Annotated in this window: 15 protein-coding genes and 1 tRNA gene; all 16 read right to left on the bottom strand. The window is 36.1% G+C overall.

Annotated elements, in window-relative coordinates:
• Positions 1–108: 108 nt before the first annotated feature.
• Entirely contained in the window at positions 109–2,598 is a 2,490-nt protein-coding gene (gene spoIIE, locus AZF04_RS06065; protein WP_061948004.1) for a stage II sporulation protein E, read from the bottom strand.
• A 298-nt stretch (positions 2,599–2,896) separates the two neighbouring features.
• Positions 2,897–2,970 (bottom strand) — tRNA-Met (locus AZF04_RS06060).
• Between the two features lie 224 nt (positions 2,971–3,194).
• Positions 3,195–3,668 (bottom strand): S1 domain-containing RNA-binding protein, encoded by a 474-nt coding sequence (locus AZF04_RS06055; protein ID WP_045487653.1) that lies wholly within the window; start codon positions 3,666–3,668, stop codon positions 3,195–3,197.
• A 74-nt stretch (positions 3,669–3,742) separates the two neighbouring features.
• Complete coding sequence (locus tag AZF04_RS06050) at positions 3,743–4,123, bottom strand: FtsB family cell division protein (RefSeq protein ID WP_061947987.1); 381 nt, start codon at positions 4,121–4,123, stop codon at positions 3,743–3,745.
• Between the two features lie 17 nt (positions 4,124–4,140).
• Entirely contained in the window at positions 4,141–4,728 is a 588-nt protein-coding gene (gene yabQ, locus AZF04_RS06045; protein WP_061947986.1) for a spore cortex biosynthesis protein YabQ, read from the bottom strand.
• On the bottom strand, positions 4,725–5,039 hold the full coding sequence (yabP, locus tag AZF04_RS06040) for a sporulation protein YabP (RefSeq protein WP_045487661.1): 315 nt from the start codon (positions 5,037–5,039) through the stop codon (positions 4,725–4,727). The genes yabQ and yabP overlap by 4 nt, the downstream gene beginning before the upstream one ends.
• 346 nt (positions 5,040–5,385) lie before the next feature.
• A complete protein-coding gene (gene mscL, locus AZF04_RS06035) occupies positions 5,386–5,769 on the bottom strand; it encodes a large-conductance mechanosensitive channel protein MscL (RefSeq protein WP_061947985.1) in 384 nt (127 codons plus the stop codon).
• Positions 5,770–5,792: 23 nt separating this feature from the next.
• Positions 5,793–6,386 carry a GNAT family N-acetyltransferase gene (locus tag AZF04_RS06030; protein ID WP_061947984.1) on the bottom strand — a complete coding sequence of 198 codons (594 nt, stop codon included), beginning with the start codon at positions 6,384–6,386 and terminating at the stop codon, positions 5,793–5,795.
• A 111-nt stretch (positions 6,387–6,497) separates the two neighbouring features.
• The gene (locus AZF04_RS06025; protein ID WP_061947983.1) at positions 6,498–6,758 is read right to left on the bottom strand and encodes an RNA-binding S4 domain-containing protein; all 261 of its coding nucleotides are present in this window, start codon (positions 6,756–6,758) and stop codon (positions 6,498–6,500) included.
• Between the two features lie 11 nt (positions 6,759–6,769).
• Positions 6,770–8,236, bottom strand: coding sequence for a bifunctional methyltransferase/pyrophosphohydrolase YabN (gene yabN, locus AZF04_RS06020; protein WP_061947982.1), 1,467 nt, complete (start codon positions 8,234–8,236; stop codon positions 6,770–6,772).
• 17 nt (positions 8,237–8,253) lie between these two features.
• Positions 8,254–9,837, bottom strand: a complete 1,584-nt coding sequence (locus tag AZF04_RS06015) for a putative polysaccharide biosynthesis protein (protein ID WP_061947981.1) — start codon at positions 9,835–9,837, stop codon at positions 8,254–8,256.
• 159 nt (positions 9,838–9,996) lie between these two features.
• Positions 9,997–10,536, bottom strand: a complete 540-nt coding sequence (spoVT, locus tag AZF04_RS06010; RefSeq protein ID WP_061947980.1) for a stage V sporulation protein T — start codon at positions 10,534–10,536, stop codon at positions 9,997–9,999.
• Positions 10,537–10,719: 183 nt separating this feature from the next.
• Entirely contained in the window at positions 10,720–14,244 is a 3,525-nt protein-coding gene (mfd, locus tag AZF04_RS06005; RefSeq protein WP_061947979.1) for a transcription-repair coupling factor, read from the bottom strand.
• Positions 14,245–14,528: 284 nt separating this feature from the next.
• Positions 14,529–14,759, bottom strand: coding sequence for an anti-sigma-F factor Fin family protein (locus AZF04_RS06000; RefSeq protein ID WP_061947978.1), 231 nt, complete (start codon positions 14,757–14,759; stop codon positions 14,529–14,531).
• Between the two features lie 67 nt (positions 14,760–14,826).
• On the bottom strand, positions 14,827–15,384 hold the full coding sequence (gene pth / locus AZF04_RS05995; protein ID WP_061947977.1) for an aminoacyl-tRNA hydrolase: 558 nt from the start codon (positions 15,382–15,384) through the stop codon (positions 14,827–14,829).
• Between the two features lie 170 nt (positions 15,385–15,554).
• Positions 15,555–16,187, bottom strand: coding sequence for a 50S ribosomal protein L25/general stress protein Ctc (locus AZF04_RS05990; RefSeq protein ID WP_061947976.1), 633 nt, complete (start codon positions 16,185–16,187; stop codon positions 15,555–15,557).
• Positions 16,188–16,218 lie beyond the last annotated feature (31 nt).

Below are 16,218 nucleotides of genomic sequence, written 5' to 3'. Positions count from 1 at the left end.
TATTGTTACCATCCTTAACCAGTAATAGAGGAAATATACCTTCTCTGTACACTTTCAAAAAAACATAAAGCAATGAAACAAAACCACCACCTTCTGTTAACCATTGGTTTATTGTGCCTGCCTCCCTATTTTTTGATTATAAATCGGAATGGACGCCCATTTAGGGGTGTTACTCTTAATTTTGGAGACGATAATCGTCATATCATCTTCTATTGCTCCACGACCTGAACGAATGACCTTTTCTAAAATAACATCAGCCACCTCCTGTGGATTAGAAGTTGCCATCTCGTATATTAACCTTTTAATCCAAGCATCTTTATTTTCAACGTGCTTTGGAGCCTCGAATATTCCATCACTCATCATAATGAGCATATCTCCTGGCTTTAATTGTTCTGTTACGACCTCTACATCAAACTCTTGAATAATACCCATTGGAAGATTACTTGCTTCAATTTTTATAACCTGTGACCCTCTTTTAATAAAGCTCGGTATGGATCCAATTTTCAGAAATTTAGCCTCTGCATTGTGTAAATCTACCATTGCTAAATCTAAGGTAGAAAACATCTCTTCATTGTTCCTTATCGAAAGAACAGAATTAACAGACTTTATAGCTACTGTCTCCTCAATACCCGACTGCAGAATTTTTTGAAGTAATTGTAAAGTTTCATTACTTTCAAAGTGAGCCTTCTCACCGTTACCCATTCCATCACTAATAGCAATCGCATGTTTTCCAGTACCTATATCAATCGTTGAATAACTATCTCCCGAAATCCAAGCTCCTCCTTTTGCTACATGAGCAATGCCTGTTTCTAGAACAAACCTTTTAGCCGAAACAAAGGCAACATGACTAAACCCATTCGGATATACATTTTTTTCCTCGCTTTTAACGATAATCGTCTCAGAAAATAAATCAGACAGTAAGGGTGCGATTACTTTTTCATATTGACCGTGTCCTTCATCAAAAGGAATGCTCATTTCCATCTCAATAGCACCCTTTTCAAGACTAAAAATATCAACATGACCTATATCAAGACCTACTAATCTAAGAGATTCTAGAATACTTTCCTCCTGTAGAAGAAAGGATTGCTTCTCTTTTTGAATTTCTTTTGCAAAATCCCCCATTACTCGAGAAACACCTAGTAATTGGTCTGCAACAAGCTTCTGACTCTCTGCCACTTGTTTTTTTAGCTTTTGATTAACAAGATAATGACTATGCTCCTGCTTAATCACCTCAACTACTTTTTCAGAACGAATGCAGTATTTTTTCCACTCATTTGCTAATATTTTATCTTTTACATGCCCATTCTTTTCCGTTTCAAGCATTAAGTTTTGCATAGAGTCATACGTTTTACTAAAGTTTTGGACCCAGCACCTTTCCTTTTTAAAGCATGTTTGACACGTTTTCTCTGTCACCTCACTTAAGAAATAATCCATCTGTTTATCCGGACCCTCTTCATTTCCCCCTTCTTTCATCTCAGTTTGAAAGCTTTGTGATAAGGTTTGAAAAAGATTTGAAAATTGCTCAACCTTTCCTGCCGTCACATCTCTAATTTTCCTTAAATATTGCTGCTGGTCTTTAGAATACTCATGTGTACCAGGAATATAGCGTGCTAAATTACTAATAAGATCCTTTGGTGTCAAAAAGAAAATGGCTATCGCTAACAAGGATTCCATAATCGTAACGGAAATATTAGTTCCGCCATCACCGTACATACCAATTAACAATGTACCTACTAATAAACCGAGTGCAACTCCAACCTTCTTCCCTTCTTTTAATAACCCCCCTAATAAACCAGAGAACGCTAATAAGCTCATTTGATACAAGCTAGCTACACTAGCAAGGCTCAATATTAAGCCCGTTACGACGCCCACTGTCGATCCAATAGCTGCACCACCGATAAACGCAAATAGCAGAACTAAATAACGAGCTAAAGAATGCTCCACTGACATATCATAAATCGACCAACCTACTGTTCCTGTCATAACAGAGGCAAGCAGGATAATTAAGCATATAATTTCCTCGTTTCGTAATGGGCGATTTATTTTTTTAGAAGTGACAAGCGGAACACTTTGTATAAAAATCATCGTTAAAATAAAACTTAGTCCAGCCTCTACTGTTGCCATCATAAGAGCATAATTGGTAATTGAACCATCTATAATAAAGACGACAAGTAATCTCATCATCATACTTGTAACGAATACTGTATAAGGTGCCATTTTTATAGGGTCATCAAAAAACTTCGAGACCACCTTTTGAATTAGTATAAAGCCTATAATAGCTGCGAGAACAAAGAGAATTTCACCATGATAACTGAGGAGGGCCCCTGCTAGCAATGACATTGCAGCTAGTGCTGCCCGTTCTCGCTTTAACATAAAAACCGCTGCTAAAAAAGGTAATACAAAAGGAGTTAGTTCTGTTAGTATCATTGCTCGTCCTAACAAAAAACCAACAATCACCACTAGCAAACCCCACTGATACATAACTAAATGAAACCAGCTCCCCACCTTGTTTGTCACCATTTCAAATTGATTAGATAGCTTGTCCATTACCATTTCACTTTTATTTAATGTGATCCAATCTTTAGCCATGCGTTTCATCATTAACCAACCACCATCCTTTTCAAATGTGGTTTTATTATAAACAGAGGCTGCTCACATTTTTTGTCAAAATCTCATAGTCGAATTCAAAAAGTGTTCGACCTAATTCGGCTTTCTTTCATCTTTCTATTCATGACCATCCACAATAGCCAAAAAAAGCGTAAAAAAAATTGCGAGAAAAGTAAGTTTACTGATGAATGCTGTGGAGAGAAAATATGAATATTTTTTAAAAAAGGGGTTTACAGTAGGAGAAAAAGAAAAAAACCCTTATCTTTAACTAAGATAAGGGTAATTTTGATAGCGGCGGAGGGGATCGAACCCCCGACCTCACGGGTATGAACCGTACGCTCTAGCCAGCTGAGCTACACCGCCATATTCTCTATTGAATTGCGACAAATATTAATATACCGTCTTTCTTTCTCAAAGTCAATGAATTTTTTAATAAAGGTAGAAAATCAAATATTTTCACTCTTTCCTCTATCTTTACACCCTATTTCAATAAACATTAACCTTCACTCCAAAATAAAAAGTAGAAGTCCAAATTAGGATTTCTACTTTTCTCTATAGCATAAACTAGGATCGGATCTAGCAACAAATTATCCTCTCCGAGCGCCTCGACCACCACGTTTGGAATCTGTCTGACGTTTTATAATAGATAATCTTTCCTCGCTATCCTTTAAAAAACGACTCATTTTATCTTCAAATGATGGTCCTGGTCGATGGTTTCGCTGACCTTGTCCTTGCGGTCGCGCGGACGAAGATTGATAAGGACGACTTGGACGAGCTGGTCTTGTTGGACGAGCTGGTTTTTCTGATCGTTCAGCACCTTCCGGACGTTCCTTCGCTTTGCGAATAGACAATCCTATTTTCCCATCTTTCTCTACATTTACGACCTTAACCTCTACTTCGTCTCCAACCTTTAAAAACTCGTTAATATCCTTGACATAATTATCAGCTACTTCACTGATGTGTACAAGGCCCGTCGAACCACCCGGCAGCTCCACAAATGCTCCAAAATGAGTGATTCCTGTAACCTTACCCTGTAATTTGCTGCCTACTTCAATTGACATGAAAAAATAGATCCTCCTTAAGAAATCTAGAAATATTCATTTTGATATATTATACCCGATACGAAAAAAAGGTGTCAATCAGTGGATTTACTTGGCAAAGTAAAAAGTGTCTCCCCTTCTTTTGTTAAAAAATAATCTCTTCGTGCTATCTCTTCAATATAATCAATATCATTATAATTAATAATATCCTGTTGTAGCTTTTTTTCCTCTGTTAACAGCTGCTGTACTTCATTTTCAAGCGTTAGCTTCTCTTCTTGCTTTTCAGCTAGAGTAGAGTGCTGGTTAAAAATGAACATAAACGCTATTGTTGCAAAAGCTCCTCCCACGATCCCTATAGCGCTTAATCTTTTGATTAGACCGCGCCTTTTCTTTCGCTGAAGTGCAAGCTCTTGCTCTCTTTGCTTTTTATAAGCGGAATCAATTTCTCGTATCGATGTTCTTCGATTTTCGATCATCTTATCACCTCTTACTCCTACTTCTTCCCTCTCTTAGTGAGAAAACCCTTTATTTTTTTTACTTTAATTTTTAGCCTGATAATCATTTTATCGGTTATTTTATTTAGCCTCGTAATAGTCAATATTACATTTAATACCCAACTAATTAATTTCCAAACCATTTTTAATATAAAAAGTAAAATGGTAAAAAGAGTAGTTATCACCATCATACATAAGGAATAAAATAGTTTCAATATGAACTTTATAGGCTTTATTAAAATGATAGTAAGAAGCTGCTTTATAAAATGATAAATTCCTATAATCGCACGAATCACCAATTCTAGTAAGTAATTATACCCCTTTTTTAGTAAGGCTTGGTAAGCAGCAAAGCCACATAGGATAGCTAAAAAAACGTAAAACCTCACCTCACCTTTATTTACAATAAACAATATATAAAACAGCAAGGCTCCTTGAATAATCCAGAAAAGCAGGTCATATATAGCAGTTAACCAATGGAATGAGGGTTTTGTTTTCAAAAATCGACGATATGTATCGAGAGTAGCTCCTATAAAGAGCCCAAAAGCTACCATCGATAACATCGTGTAAAATTGAACCGTTAAGCTCACTTAAATAACTTCCCAAAAAAACCTTTTGATTTTTCCTGACTGTTTTGGTCTAAATAGACGAAATCAAAAATCTTACCTTCAATTGAAACAATTCCCTGTTCCACATTTAAATTTTTCATATGGAGATTTTGCCCTCTTACAGATAAAAAGCCCATCACTGTTTCTAATAGAAATTCTTCATTATCAAAGCTTTCTACTTGTTTAACTCCTGTAATATCTAAATGCTTTCTTCCCTTTAAAATAATATCATGGTCATTATTTTGACGTTCTTGTCCCATCGGTGTACCAAATTGATATTGATCCACATCCATTCCTCCTCGTACATGCTTTGTTACAACTTATGAAGGTCAACGGATAAATAGAACAAGCCTCATCATCTTTTAAATATTTGAATTTACTCAAAATAAATATCATGGAAACAAATGAAAGGTAATAGATGTCTTGCTGCACCAGTCACCAGGAAAGGAATCCCTCGTTTCTTGGGAACGATTTAACCTTTTCGCACTAGCGCTCCAAAACCCTTACTTACAAGATGACTCTCAGAAGTTTTCAAGTTCTCTTCGCTTATTCTTTAAAATAAAGACGAGTAGTCCACTTTTTAGGACCGCTCGTCATCTTGGTAGGACAATATTTTTGTTATAGCCTCGTCTTCATTTATTAATTATTTTGCTCTTGCTTTTTTAACAAATCTCTAATTTCTGTTAATAGCTCTACTTGAGGCTCTACTACTTCTTCCTCTTCTATCTCTTCTTGCTTCATCTTTAATTTATTTATCACCTTAACAAAAACGAAAAGAGACAGAGCAATGATAAAGAAATCAACAATCGCCTGAATAAATAATCCATACTCAATTCTCGCATCCCCTATTAAGTAATAGAGCCCTGAGAAGTTAACTCCTCCAATAACCACACCAACTAAAGGCATGATAAGATTATCTACTAGTGCTGATACAATATTACCAAAAGCAGTTGCAACTACAACTGCAACAGCTAAATCTATAACATTGCCTTTAATGGCAAACTCTTTAAATTCTTTCCACATCCATAATCATCCTTACTTCTTCCTTATTTCCGCATTACCTTAATTTGTTGTGGATTCCTCCAAACTCTTCTCATATATTCAGATTGATCCAATCTAAAATATTCTAAGTGCTCATACTTAGAACTTGACCATACATAAGTTGAGTATGTTCCACTTTTTTTCATTCCTACTTTATTAAGCACTCGTTTTGATGCTATATTTCCTATTTGGCATTTCGCTTCTATTCTCTTCAAGCCTAATTCCATAAAGCTATAATCAATCAAACACTTCAAAACTTCAGTCATAATGCCTGCATTCCAATAGGATTCCACTAAATGATAACCTAATTCTGCACTCGCTTGTAGAGGTGACCAATGAACAAAACCACAAACCCCAATTAAACGGTTTGATTTACTTTCGATAACTCCCCATGGAGCAGGTCTCCCCTTATCATAGCATTTCAACAAATGATTAATGAAACGTGTACAATCATCTTCTACAACCTTTGTCTTCTCAGATTGAAGGGAAAGAGTAGCTTCAATAAAGGAATCTAAATCTGACTTGTTAACTTTTCTTAAAGTCATTCGTTCAGTGTGTAAAGTTGGTAGCTGATAAAAAAACGGAAAGTAGTTGCTCATTCGCTCCTCCTTGTAACCTCTTTTGTATCTGCTATTCAAATTTTATTTAGTTTAGACCTACTTTTTTATGAATGATTGAAAAGAAATGCCTGATTAAATACTGCTTTTTCCCTAAGCTTGAATCTGCTCTTCTTTTATGATGGAATACATCATAGGCGCGTCTTCTTTTTTGACGATTTCTTTTATCACATCAATTTTAACTGTCACTTTCTTTTGTCCAAATGTAATTTCCATTTCATCACCTTGTTTTACATTGGTTCCAGCTTTCGCTACTTGACCGTTTACTTTAATTCTGCCCTTATCACACACCTCTTTTGCTAAAGTTCTCCTTTTAATTAGCCTAGAAACCTTTAAAAATTTATCGAGTCTCATTATTACACCTTCTATTCATATTTTGTTTTGCTTTCTTCCCATAGTTGATCCATTTCAGTTAGTGTCATTTCCGTTAATTCTTTACCTGAATGCTTTGCAGCTAATTCAATCTCCTGAAATCGATTCATAAATTTCTCGTTTGCCATATGAAGTACTTTTTCTGGGTCTATATCATAATGTCGAGCAAGATTGATGGCAACAAATAACAAATCACCAAATTCTTTATTCATTTTTTGTTGATTAGACTTTTTTGCCTCCGTTAAAAACTCGCCGATTTCCTCTTGTAGCTTCATCCAAACTGGTGCAGGCTCTCCCCAATCAAACCCAACCTTGGCTGCTTTATTTTGAATTTCTATTGTCCTCTGCAAAGCCGGTAGCCCTTTAGGCTTCTTGGCAAAAATAGAATCGCTTTGTTTTTCTTCTGCCTTTTCAGAGCTTTTGATTTTTTCCCAATTCTTTACGACCTCTTCTTCATTTTCTACCTTTATATCAGCAAAAACATGAGGGTGCCTTCTAATCATCTTATCAGTAATCGATTCAATCACATCTCTAATGGTAAAAATCCCCTCGTCCTCACCAATTTGTGCGTGCAGCATAACCTGCAGTAAGATATCTCCTAGCTCTTCTATTAGATGCACGTCATCCTCTTCATCAATCGCTTCAAGAACCTCATATGCCTCTTCAATCAAATACTTCTTCAAAGATTGATGTGTTTGCTTTTGGTCCCAAGGGCATCCGTTTGGACCTCTTAACTGCGCAATCACTTTTCGTAGCTGATCAAACTCTGCATGCAGGAGTATATCGCTTTTAACAGGAGGAACATAAACCGCCGTTAAATTATTCAAATTCGTTACACGGTCTAATTCATAGAGCGGAACCGTCTCTAGTACCTCTTCTTTAGAACCAACCGCAGTTGCTATTGTCACAGGATAATCATCGGGCAGTCGCTCCATTAAAGTGAGCTTTACTTCCGATGCAATGAAAGCATCATAAACTTGTACAATAATAGTGTGGTGAGTTAATATCCAAGCATCTTGCTTTAAATCCGTTCCATCTACTATTTGTAGCCCTTCTATTGGATCAATTCTTAATGCGTTATACATGGGGTCTAAAAAGCTTTGACCGCCAAGATACTCTAATTCTACATTATGGGCTACTGCTTGCTGTTCAAGTAATTGAATCGTTCTTTCTGCTACAAATGGGTGTCCAGGAACGGCGTAAATTAACTCATTCTTTTGTTTTACTAGCTCCAATAACGAAGTAACAATCTCTTCATACACTTGTGTAAACTGCTCATGCTTTATATAGATAGAATCAAATGAATGAACACGTAAACCTTCTTCCTTTAATGATGTAATGGCCGGGTGATCATCGGTTCGAACATAAATCTCATCTTTTCCTTTTAAAAAACGATAAATACCCAGAGGCATTTGCTCAAGATTACCTGCCCCTAATCCTACTATGTATATTTTTTTCAACTTCTTTCATCTCCCTACTACTTAACTCTTTTCCATTTCTTTAAAATAGGAATAACCTTCCATTCATCTTCATCAAACACTGGCAAAACCCTTATCAATAAAAGGACAATAATAACACCGAAAAATACTGTACTAATCGATAATAACATATCTGACATTCTCGAGTATTCCAGAAAGCGTTCAACAAAATTCATCCATAAAGAAGTGAATACAAATAATAGGATTAAGATTATAGCCATAAATCCATAAGGCTTAAAGGGCGTCCGAGCGCCTTTCTCATCTTTTCTTAGAAAATATAACATACTGCATGCCATGACTGTAAACGCTAAAACCGTCGCAATAGCTGCACCCATTGCGCCGCTTAAAGGAACAAAAAGGACATTAAATAAACTTTTGAGGATAAGCCCCATTACAACGGCGATAGCTGGTAAATGAATGAGACCCTTCCCCTGTAAAATCGACGCACTCGTCATATAGATAGCACTAACAAATATCGATAATACAAAAACCTTTAAGATACTTGATCCCATTCGATCACTGAATAGCATACTATTAAGCGGCTCCATAATGACAATTAAACCAACTGTCGCCGCACCACCAATTAAAATGGTAAGCTTTAAGGTTAAATGACGATAAAAAAACATTTCTTTAAAATGTCCATTGGCTTTTGCACTCGTTAATAACGGAACTAATGCTAAAGAAAAAGTGGTCGTGACAATGGTTCCTAGTTGAAGCAAAGGCTGTCCTCTGTCATAAAGCGCTTTTTGATAAAATGCTTCTACACTAGCAAGTCCATATAGCTCTAATAAACGAACCATTGAAAACACATCGATTAATTGAAAAAAGATAAAAGTCATAGCCCCTATACAAATATATAAACTTTGACTTAAAAACTGAAACATATCCTTGAACATCCCAGTATAAATAGTCGCATGGATACGCAACCAGGATTTCCAACCGGTTTTTTTCGAAAAAAATAAAACAATAATTGCAACGACTCCACCTGCAATCGACCCATAGGCTGCACCTATACCTGCACCATATGGTCCGTAGCCCCATGATAAAAAAAGAAAGGCTAAAAGTAATATCGCTAGAACCCTAATAAATTGTTCAATAACTTGTGAAATAGCTGTAGGAAGCATATTTTGCTGTCCTTGGTGCACTCCTCTAAAAATACTTAAAAACGGAATGAGCAAATAGGAAAGTCCAACGGCTCTTAATGGCTCGGTCAATTGGACATCACCTATGATTTTAGCAATGAAAGGAGCACCTAAATAAAATAGAACCGTAGCAAAAATAGAAAGAAGGAGAAGCGTATAAAATACAACGGATGAATAAGCCTGTGCTTTCTTCCGTTCATTCTTTGCTTCGTACTGTGCAATATTTCTAGATAAAACGACTGGAAACCCAAATATAGAGAGAGTGACCATTAATCCATAAAATGGATAAATTTGCTGATAAACATAAAAACCTAAGTCACCAGCTATATTTTGATAAGGGATACGATATGCCGCACTCATTACCTTTGCTACAATAGCAGCAAGTGATAAGATGAAAGCTCCACGCAGTAGCTCGTCCCCTTTATGAATTTGTGGTGGCAAACATTCTTCCTCCTCTTCTTAGCTCCCTTTTTTAATCATACCGAAAAGTATTAAATTATCAAAGCCTTAGAGAAAAGGACTATCAATCATTTGCAAGCCAAAAGCCATTCAAAAGAAAAAACACAGAAAATATCCTCTGTGTTTTTGCACATTATGTTATTATTGCTCCATTTGACGAGCTAAGAAGCTTGCTGCTGTTTCAGCTAACTTTTGTTCCACTGCTCCATTTAAAGATTGCTCTTTATTGAAGATAACCACAGCTCCAATTGGATCTCCGCTTGCTATAATAGGTGCAACCACATACCCTTTTAAAGATTCTGTATGCTCACCCACAAGTTGGTATTCACCACTACTTGTCTCCAATTTCGACTGACGCTCTTCCAAAGCCTTTTCTACTATTTCACCAACACTTTTATTGCTATATTCTTTTTTAGATGCTCCTGCAACGGCAATAAACGTATCACGGTCTGCAATCAATACATGATGCTTTAAACTATCATAAAGCGCTTCTGCATATTCTTTTGCAAAGTCGCCGAGTTCAGATATAGGTGAGTACTTCTTTAAAATAACCTCTCCATCTCTGTCTACAAATATCTCTAAAGGATCTCCTTCTCTAATCCTTAATGTGCGACGAATTTCTTTTGGTATTACGACTCGTCCTAAATCATCAATACGACGTACTATTCCTGTAGCTTTCATGCAGTATTGCCTCACTTTCTAAAGATGTAGTAATCCTAGCTGCCTAGAAAAATGGTGAAAATTTCAGTTCATGACTTTATTATCTTTCCTAAAAGAAGAACTATTCACCAAAAATAGAATTTGTTTTCTTATTTTGCTAAAATTTTTCTATATGGTGCTACTTCATTAAAAAGTGAGAGCCTTTTATTTCGTTAGTAAGGATTTTTTTACTCCTTGTATGATCGTTTCAATATAGGTCAAGATTTGCTCATCATTTAACGCTTTTGTTTTGATCGCAAACTTCACCTTTTCGCCCGTTTTGCCAAGAGAAACTTCTCTGCCTAACTTATTTATAATCTCAAAGAGCTTCGAACCATCGACAGCATTCGTCGTATCCTTTGATAAGAATAGACTAATTCCATTTTTATCCTCAATAATCTGGTCGACCTTCAATTCATTTGCTAAAAGCTTAATTTTGGTTAATCGTAATAAATAATCTACATTATGAGGGTACGTTCCAAAACGATCGATCATCTCATCACTTAAATCCTGAAGCTCCTTAACCTCTTCGATTCCTTTTACACGCTTATACATTTCAATCTTTTGTTTCGAATCTTTAATATAGGCTTCAGGGATATATGCATCTATTTTCACATCTAACTCAACATGAAATGGTTTCTCTTTTGGTACATCCCCTTTTCTTTCTTCTATTGCTTCTTTTAACATTTGTGAATATAAATCAAAGCCGACAGATTCAATAAATCCATGCTGCTGTGCTCCCAATAGGTTACCAGCTCCACGAATGGATAAATCTCTCATCGCAATTTTAAATCCTGACCCTAATTCCGTAAATTCTTTAATCGCCTGTAGTCTTTTTTCAGCTACCTCAGATAAGACCTTATCTCTTTGATACGTAAAATACGCATAGGCAACTCGATTAGAGCGTCCAACTCGTCCACGAATTTGATAGAGCTGAGATAGTCCCATCTTGTCCGCACTATGGATAATTAACGTATTCACATTAGGAATATCAACACCGGTTTCAATAATCGTTGTTGTTACAAGAACATCACTATTTCCTTCAAGGAAATCGAGAATAATTCCTTCGAGCTCTCTTTCATTCATTTGTCCATGGGCAAAGCTTACTTTTGCATCAGGAACGAGCATAGAGATTTGCTCAGACATTCTTTCTATATCTTCGACACGGTTATAGAGGAAGTATACTTGACCTCCCCGTGTAAGCTCTCTCTCAATGGCTTCACGAACAAGCGCTGCATTATATTCCACTACATAAGTTTGAACCGGGAAGCGATTTTCTGGTGGCGTTTCAATAACAGACAAATCTCGAACACCTAACATCGACATGTGCAAAGTTCTTGGAATAGGAGTTGCTGTTAAAGTTAGCACATCAATATTAGCCTTTAATTTCTTAATTTTCTCTTTATGTGTTACACCAAATCGCTGTTCTTCATCGACAATTAATAACCCTAAATCTTTAAATACAACATCTTTTGAAAGTAATCTATGTGTACCAACAACTAAATCAACCGACCCTGCCTTTAATCCCTTTAGTGTCTGTGTTTGCTCTTTTTTAGAGCGAAAACGACTAAGTACTCCTATATTAATAGGATATTCTGAAAAACGCTCTTTAATGGTTTCATAATGCTGCTGAGCTAGAATTGTCGTAGGCACCAATATCGCAACTTGCTTTCCATCATTAATAGACTTAAAAGCAGCACGAATGGCAACCTCCGTTTTTCCATAGCCAACATCGCCACATAATAAACGATCCATTGGCCTTTCTTTTTCCATATCCTCTTTAATTTCATCGACAGCTCTTAATTGGTCCTCGGTTTCTTGATACTGGAAGGAAGATTCAAACTCAGCTTGCTCAGGTCCATCACTACTAAATGCAAAGCCTTTACTAGCTTCTCTTTCAGCATATAGCTTAATTAAATCATCTGCTATATCTTCGACGGAGGATTGAACCTTTTTCTTTACCTTTTTCCAATCACTTCCACCAAGTGCATATATTTTGGGCTCCTTTTCCTCAGAACCTGCATATTTTTGTACTTGGTCAATTTGCTCCACAGGAACATAAAGCTTGTCATTACCCGCATAGCGTAAATGTAAATAATCCTTATGAACACCGTTGAATTCTAGTGTTTCTACACCTAAATATTTACCAATTCCATGATTGGTATGAACTATTAAATCCCCAACTTTTAGCTCTGAATGACTTTTAATTCGTTCTGCGTTAGATAATTTTTGTCTTCTAGGCGCCCTTTTAGATTGCTTTGTAAAAACCTCTTCTTCTGTAATTACGATTAGCTTTTGAAGAGGGAGTTCAAATCCACTATGAAGAGAGCCTGTCATAATATGGACAGAACCCTTAGTCAATTCAGTTCTTGCTTCCACAATACTCGCTACAATACCTTCATCCTCTAGGTTAAGTGATAATCGATTAGCTCGTTCCTTTGTCCCCGCTATAAAAACAATGGCGTGGTCAGAACTTTTCCAGCGTTTGAGTTCTGAACTTAGTAGCTCCAGCTGTCCGTGGAAATTTTGCATCGACTTACAATTAAAATTAATAATATTTTGTGGATTTGTTGAAGGCACATGCTTAATAAAAAGAGACAAATAATTAATAGGGTATGAAGTTTGCTTCATTTCTTCTAATGCATCGACAGATAACGTTACGTCATGAACAATTTCACCCTGCTCGATTAAAGCAGTGCTCCACTGCGCCTCTTCCTTTTGTAAAGATTCAGACATTTCCTTAACACGGCTAATTTCATCAATAAAGATAATCGTATCCTGATTCATATACGAAATGATGGAATGAACACCTTCATAATAGAGACCCATGTATTTATACATTCCCTGAAATTCAGTTTCATTTTTTAACTGACCGATTTCATATGAAATGTTTCTATTTAGCTTTTCTTTAATTTCCGTGCTTTTGACTTTTTTTAATGATTGAGCCAATGATTGTGAGAGCGTCTCACTACCTCTTTTGTAATCATCACTATAGAGTAAAATTTCCGAGGCAGGTGTGATCGTCATCTTTTTTAGCTCTTCTTTTGAACGCTGGTCTTCAATTGAAAAGGTTCGAATAGAATCAATCTCTGTATCAAACAATTCAATCCGAACAGGATCCGCTTCAGTCAAAGGATAGAGATCAATAATGCCACCTCGAACACTTACTTCTCCAGGTGTACTAACCATATCTACTCTCTCAAATCCCATTGAAATTAACTTTTTAAGTAAACTCTCAATACTTCCTATATCTTTTTCAACCTGAAGATGAATTTGACTATTTTTCCAATAGGATGATGGTGGCAAAAGCCTTCTCACACCAGCCAATGGAACAATGACGATGCCGCTAAACCCAGAAATCAGCTTATTAAGCACATCTATCCGTTGTGCCTTCATTTCAGGGCTTGCAATGGCAATTTCCGAGGAAATTAATTCATTAACCGGGTAGAGTAATACCTCATCCTCTGATAACAAATCTATTAAATCTTCATGGAGCTTTTGAGCTTGAAATAAATTGTGGGTTACAACTAATTGAGAGCGCTTAGATTCACGATAGATCGTTGCCATAACTAGTGTACGAGCAGATCCTGTTAATCCGGAAAGCAATTGCTCATTTAAGTTAGAATCTATTCCATTTACGAGTGCTCTAATCTCCTCGTTGTTTCGAATATAATTTTGCAATCCTATCATTCTTTTCCCCCTGCTTTCAACACTTTTCATTCCTAATATCGAACATTTATGAATTTTATATGTAAAGTTTATACTCTAGTAACCAGTAAGACAGTCAACAATTCTATGTTACATAAACCTACTCGAACAAAGCCTGGTTTATTCCATTTTCATTCACTAATTAAAATGAGATACATTAAAGTAATCAGTAACAGAAAAATGCTTTGGCTCACTTAGCCAAAGCCGATTTATTCTAAAGAACGAAAAATACGGTATATTTCTTTAAATACCCTTACATATTTTCATTATTGAATGAATAAATCCAGTTCATAGTAGTTTGGATTTCTTGTTAATGCTTCGTGACAATCCTCACATATCACTCTCACTTGTATATCACCGTTTTCTTGATAAGTCAATACATCCTGTCTCTCCTGTGAGCTTAATTGGTGAAAACCTAACTCTTTCATATCATGCTGATTTCCCTCTAGCTCTCCTAGGGAGGTTTGGCAATGTCGGCAATGGTAATAAATGCTCATTTTTTTAAAGCCCCCTTATATAAAACATATATTTACTAGTATGTTCTTATATGAAGGAAGCTATTCACTAATTAAATGCGTTCATCACTTCAAGGAAAGTTGATTTAGTCCATGCTTCTACTGCTTTTGTGGATTGCTTAACGGAATCTTCTATAGAATCGATCTCTTCCTCTCTATAGTTTCCTAATACGTAGGAAACGATGGCTTCTCCATTTTGAGGGCGATCAATTCCTACACGAATTCGATTGAATTCCTGTGTTCCTAGATGCTGAATTAATGACTTAATGCCATTATGTCCTCCAGCACTTCCTTTTTTTCGTAATCTAATTTTTCCAACTGGCAAATCAAGATCATCATATATCACTACAAAATCTTCTAATGGTATTTGATAATAATCCATAAGAGGTCTAACCGATTCCCCGGATAGATTCATATAGGTTAGTGGCTTAAGTAAATAAATTTTTTCTCCGTTCACGACGCCACTACCATATACACCTTTAAATTTACTTTTATCTAAAGGGATATCAAAGTATTCACTGCAATAGTCAATAATATCAAAGCCAATATTATGCCTCGTATGTTCATATTTGCTACCTGGATTCCCTAATCCAACAATTAACTTCAACGTTTCCCGCCCCCATTATTTGAAACTCTAACGATGAGCTTCATGAATGTATTCGTTTTTCGAGTATAGTCACAGTCTGTCTAATCGAAAAAAACGCCTTCATGACAGGCTCAAAGGTATAGCCCTAATAGGACTATACCTTCTTTAAATCTATATAAGCTTTTTTAAAATTAATCTTCTTCTTCATTCTTTTCATTAATAACTTCCGGCTCGGCATCCTCCGCTTCACCAGACTCATCTGGCTCTACCTCTGCAGCAGGAGCTTGAACGACAACAATCGTTTCTTCATCCTCATTAGTAATATCAACTGATACAGAATCTCTAATATCAGCTATTTGAATAGAATCACCAATGTTCAACGATGAAATATCAACTTCAATATTTTCAGGAATATCAGAAGGTAAGCAATTTACCGTAATGTTATACATTAAATGTGAAACAATTCCACCTTCGTTAGAACCCGGAGCATCACCTGTCAATTGAACCGCTACCTCAGCTTCAATTTCAGAGGTCATATCTACCTCAAAAAAATCAACATGAACGAAATCATTTTTTAGAGGGTCCGTTTGTAAATCATAGAGCATGACTTGATGCTTTTTTCCTCCGTTTACATCTAATGAAAAAATACCATTCTTACCAATTTCTCGAATCGTTTTTAAAAATTCAACTGACTCGACGGATATTGGCTGACTATCAATTTTTCCACCGTATAAAACACCTGGTAAAAAGCCATCTTTACGTAATTTTCTTGTTGTTGAGCTCTGTAAATTTTCACGTTTATTTGCTTTCAATACTGTAGCCACTTTTATCACCTCAAGTTAGTTTTCCACATAT

The sequence above is a fragment of the Alkalihalobacillus trypoxylicola genome, from assembly GCF_001590785.1.
GTDB lineage: Bacteria > Bacillota > Bacilli > Bacillales > Bacillaceae_D > Alkalihalobacillus > Alkalihalobacillus trypoxylicola.
The sequence above is the reverse complement of the archived record's forward strand: the minus strand, read 5'-3'. Positions and strand labels throughout refer to the sequence as shown.

Bases quoted from the DNA above. Each gene is read 5' to 3' on its own strand.
- yabP (WP_045487661.1), bottom strand. From the start codon at position 5,039: ATGGATGTGGATCAATATCAATTTGGTACACCGATGGGACAAGAACGT.
- mscL (WP_061947985.1), bottom strand. From the start codon at position 5,769: ATGTGGAAAGAATTTAAAGAGTTTGCCATTAAAGGCAATGTTATAGAT.
- AZF04_RS06000 (WP_061947978.1), bottom strand. From the start codon at position 14,759: ATGAGCATTTATTACCATTGCCGACATTGCCAAACCTCCCTAGGAGAG.
- spoVT (WP_061947980.1), bottom strand. From the start codon at position 10,536: ATGAAAGCTACAGGAATAGTACGTCGTATTGATGATTTAGGACGAGTC.
- AZF04_RS06050 (WP_061947987.1), bottom strand. From the start codon at position 4,123: ATGATCGAAAATCGAAGAACATCGATACGAGAAATTGATTCCGCTTAT.
- mfd (WP_061947979.1), bottom strand. From the start codon at position 14,244: ATGATAGGATTGCAAAATTATATTCGAAACAACGAGGAGATTAGAGCA.
- AZF04_RS06025 (WP_061947983.1), bottom strand. From the start codon at position 6,758: ATGAGACTCGATAAATTTTTAAAGGTTTCTAGGCTAATTAAAAGGAGA.
- spoIIE (WP_061948004.1), bottom strand. From the start codon at position 2,598: ATGAAACGCATGGCTAAAGATTGGATCACATTAAATAAAAGTGAAATG.
- AZF04_RS06055 (WP_045487653.1), bottom strand. From the start codon at position 3,668: ATGTCAATTGAAGTAGGCAGCAAATTACAGGGTAAGGTTACAGGAATC.
- AZF04_RS06030 (WP_061947984.1), bottom strand. From the start codon at position 6,386: ATGAGCAACTACTTTCCGTTTTTTTATCAGCTACCAACTTTACACACT.